Here is a 3,831-nt window from a genome sequence, read left to right on the forward strand (position 1 = left end):
CCGGGCGTCTTTCGGCGGGCCTCGCCCGCGCCATCCGGCGCCATGGCGCGCCCTGGCATGTGGTGCGGGTGGGCGCGCGGGTGGAGTTCATCTGCGCCCCCGGCCCGCTGAAAAACGGCGCCGAGGCCGCAGGCGCACATCAACCACAGGTAGAGGCCGCCCTTCATACCGCGCTGCTCAATCGCGGCTGCCTGATCGCGCCTTTCCACAATATGATGCTGGTCAGCCCCGCCACCACCAAGCGCCAGATCGACCGCCTGATCGCCGCTTTCGACGCAATCCTTGACGAATTGTTCTGATCCATGACCGACATAACCAGCCCCTCCGGCTCTTCCCTCGCCGAGGCCGAAGCCTTTCTGACTGCCCATCCCGAGATCGAGGCCTTTGACATCGTCTTGCACGATGCGAACGGAATTGGCCGGGGAAAGATCATCCGCAGCCATGAGCTTTTGTCTTTTTACAAGAATGGCCGCCATTTGCCGATCTCGATCCTCGGGCTCGACATCTGCGGCGAGGATGTGCATGAAACCGGGCTGATCTGGGATCAGGGCGATGGCGACCTGCGGGCCTGGCCCATCCCCGGCACGCTGAAACCCTTGCACAACACCCAGCCGCCGCGCGGCGAGGTGTTCATGTCGATGTATGATCTGGAGGGGCAGAAGATGACCTCCGATCCGCGCCACGCGCTGCAACGGCAGGTTGATCTGCTGGCCGATATGAGCCTGAAACCGGCGGGCGCTTTCGAGCTGGAATTCTTCCTGCTGGCGAATGAGCGCGACGCGCGCGGCAAGATGGTGCCCGCGCGGGACGTGCTGGATGGCCGCCCCTCGACCAAGACCGAAGTCTATTCGGTGGATCACCTGCATGGCATGTTGCCTTTGTTTTCAAATATTTACGCGGCGGCGGAAAAATCTGGCATCAAGGCCGAAACGATGATCAGCGAATATGCCCCCGGCCAGTATGAGCTGACGCTGCATTACCGCGAGGATGTGATGCTGGCCGCCGATGATCTGATGCGGCTGAAGCGCATCGTGCGGGCGCAGGCGCGGGCGCATGGGGTAACGGCCTGTTTCATGGCCAAGCCGAATGAGGATTATGCCGGGTCGGGCATGCATTTTCATGTGTCGATGCAAGACCTTGAGGGCCACAACACCTTCATCGAGGCGGTGGAGGGCCAATGGTCCGATACGATCCTGCATGCGCTTGGCGGCTTGCGCGCCACCATGGGCGAAAGCATGCTGGTTTTTGCCCCGCATGCGAACAGCTGGCGGCGGTTCTCGTCGCAATCCTACGCCCCGGTCAGCCCGACCTGGGGGGTCAACAACCGCTCGGTCGCGCTGCGCATTCCCGCAGGTGACATCCGCGCGCGCCGGATCGAGCATCGCCCGGCCGGTGTGGATGCCAACCCCTATCTGGTGGCCGCGACCGTGCTGGCCGGCATTCGCAAGGGCTTGATCGAAAAGATCAATCCCGGGCCAGAGACCACCGGCAACGGCTATGATGCGGGCCAAGACGCGCCGCCGATCCCCGCCGACTGGCGCTCGGCCATCGTGGCGGCGCAGGGCTCGGCCTTCCTGAAAGACGCGCTTGGCGCGGACATGCACCGCACCTTCACCGCCATCAAGGCGGCGGAATATGCGCGGGTGGCGCGCACCGTGTCGGAGGTGGATTTCGACCTTTACCTCCACACGGTTTGACGCCCCGCCCCCCGCCATGGCAAAAGGCGCCAAAACGGGGGGAACCATGGCGCTTTTGCTGATCCATAGTGGCGGAACCATTGGCATGGGGCCGGGGCCGGAGGGCCTCGTGCCAGTGCCGGGCAAGCTGGAGGCGGCGCTGGCCGCGCGGCTGCCGGGGCTGCCATTCGCGACCCATGCCTTTGACCCGCTGCTGGACAGTGCCGAAGTGGGCCCGGCAGAGTGGAACCTGTTTCTCGATCTGATCGCGGCGCATCCGGGCGCGGATGTGCTGCTGACCCATGGCACCGATACCATGGCCTTCACCGGCGCCGCGCTGGCGCAGGCGCTGGCGGGCAGCGGACGGCGCGTGGTCATGTGCGGCTCGATGGTGCCTTTGGGCATGGGCGGCGATGCCGAGGCGAACCTCGATCTGGCGCTGAAGGCGCTGGAGACGGCGGCGCCGGGGGTCTGGCTGGCCTTTGCCGGGCGGCTGGTGGCGGCGGGGGGCCTTGTGAAGGCCGACAGCCACGCCGATGACGCCTTTGCCAGCGTGCCGCAGACCGACCCTGTGCCGCGCAGCAATCCGCGCTTTGGCACGGCCCGCGTGGCGATCCTCAGCCTGACGCCCGGCCTGCCGGTGCCGGCCCTCGCCGCCGCGCTGGAGCATCTGGACGGCGCGGTGCTGCGCGTGTTCGGCGCGGGCACGGCGATGAGCGACCCTGATGTGGCCGGGGCGCTGCGCCGCGCCGTGGCCCGGGGCTGCCGCATTCGCGCGGTCAGCCAGTGCTTGCAGGGCGGGCTGACCCCCGGCGCCTATGCGGCGGGGGCGGGCCTCTGGGCAGCCGGAGTCGAAAACGGCGGGTTTGAAACGCCCGAGGCCGCGCTGGTGCGGCTGATGCTGGATCTGGGAAACACGGGGTCGTGATGTAACGCCGCTTGCCCTTTGGCCGAACTGCCCCAGAACTAGGGTTGGAACAGGGAGAAAGCCATGGCCGCGCGGAACTCAGATGTAAACCTTGGCCTGACGCGGGCCGATGTGACGCCCAAAAGCCTGTGGCTGAACCGCCGTGCGCTGCTGGCGGGCGCAGGCGCGCTGTCGCTGGCGGGGGCCCTGCCCGCCCGTGCGGCGGCGGAGCTCACTCCCAACTCGTTGGAAGAAATCACCAGTTACAACAATTTCTATGAATTCGGCTTCGACAAGGAAGACCCTGCCCGCCATGCAGGCGCCCTGACCACCTCGCCCTGGTCGGTCGAGATCGACGGGCTGGTGGATCGTCCCGGATCTTACGCGCTGGAGGATTTGCTGGCGGGCCTGAAGGTGGAGGAGCGCATCTACCGCTTCCGCTGCGTCGAGGCCTGGTCGATGGTGATTCCGTGGAACGGTGTGCCGCTGGCGGCACTGCTGGAGAAGGTGGGCGTGCAATCCGGCGCCAAGTATGTGCGGTTTGAAAGCCTCGCGCGGGCCGAGGAAATGCCGGGTGTGGCGGCGGGGCTGCTGGATTTCCCCTACCGCGAGGGGCTGCGGCTCGATGAGGCGATGCACCCGCTGACCTTGCTGGCGACCGGGATTTACGGCGAGCCGATGCCCAAGCAGAACGGCGCGCCGATCCGGTTGGTGGCGCCATGGAAATACGGTTTCAAATCCGCGAAATCGCTGGTGAAAATCAGCCTGACCGATACCCAGCCCGAAACCACCTGGCAAAAGCTGCAACCGCGCGAATATGGTTTTTATGCCAATGTGAACCCGAATGTGGATCATCCGCGCTGGTCGCAGGCCTCGGAGCGGGTGATCGGCGGCGGGCTGTTTGCCAAGCGGGTCGATACGCTGATGTTCAACGGCTATGAGGATCAGGTGGCGGGCCTTTACAAGGGGCAGGATCTGGCGGCGGATTACTGATGGAGGCGATCCATCGCGCGCTGCGCCCCGTGAGGCCATGGATGGTTTACGCCTTGGGGGCGGTGCCTGCGGCCTTGCTCATCTGGCAGGTATTCTCCGGCGATCTGGGGGTGGACCCGGTGAAAACCATCGAACACCGGCTGGGCGAGGTGGCCCTGCAATTGCTGGTGGCGGGGCTGTGCGTCACGCCCTTGCGGCGCTTTGCCGGGCTGAACCTGATCCGCTTTCGCCGACAGATCGGCGTGCTGGCCTTTA

Annotated in this window: 3 protein-coding genes and 2 pseudogenes; all 5 read left to right on the forward strand. The window is 65.8% G+C overall.

Annotated features, from left to right (window positions below):
* Positions 1–299 (forward strand): annotated as a pseudogene (locus JNN06_RS08625) (aspartate aminotransferase family protein); the annotation flags it as partial.
* 3 nt (positions 300–302) lie between these two features.
* The gene (locus JNN06_RS08630) at positions 303–1,697 is read left to right on the forward strand and encodes a glutamine synthetase family protein (RefSeq protein WP_291239181.1); all 1,395 of its coding nucleotides are present in this window, start codon (positions 303–305) and stop codon (positions 1,695–1,697) included.
* Between the two features lie 46 nt (positions 1,698–1,743).
* The gene (locus tag JNN06_RS08635) at positions 1,744–2,604 is read left to right on the forward strand and encodes an asparaginase domain-containing protein (RefSeq protein ID WP_291239182.1); all 861 of its coding nucleotides are present in this window, start codon (positions 1,744–1,746) and stop codon (positions 2,602–2,604) included.
* A gap of 63 nt (positions 2,605–2,667) precedes the next feature.
* Positions 2,668–3,576: a protein-methionine-sulfoxide reductase catalytic subunit MsrP gene (gene msrP / locus JNN06_RS08640; RefSeq protein WP_291239183.1), complete on the forward strand. Its 909-nt coding sequence runs from the start codon at positions 2,668–2,670 to the stop codon at positions 3,574–3,576.
* Positions 3,576–3,831 (forward strand): annotated as a pseudogene (locus JNN06_RS08645) (sulfoxide reductase heme-binding subunit YedZ); the annotation flags it as partial. The gene msrP and the pseudogene JNN06_RS08645, both read left to right, overlap by 1 nt.

The sequence above is a fragment of the Gemmobacter sp. genome, from assembly GCF_016792925.1.
Lineage (GTDB): Bacteria > Pseudomonadota > Alphaproteobacteria > Rhodobacterales > Rhodobacteraceae > Gemmobacter.

Excerpts from the sequence above, each read along its gene's own strand:
- JNN06_RS08635 (WP_291239182.1), top strand. The coding sequence starts at position 1,744 with ATGGCGCTTTTGCTGATCCATAGTGGCGGAACCATTGGCATGGGGCCG.
- JNN06_RS08630 (WP_291239181.1), top strand. The coding sequence starts at position 303 with ATGACCGACATAACCAGCCCCTCCGGCTCTTCCCTCGCCGAGGCCGAA.
- msrP (WP_291239183.1), top strand. The coding sequence starts at position 2,668 with ATGGCCGCGCGGAACTCAGATGTAAACCTTGGCCTGACGCGGGCCGAT.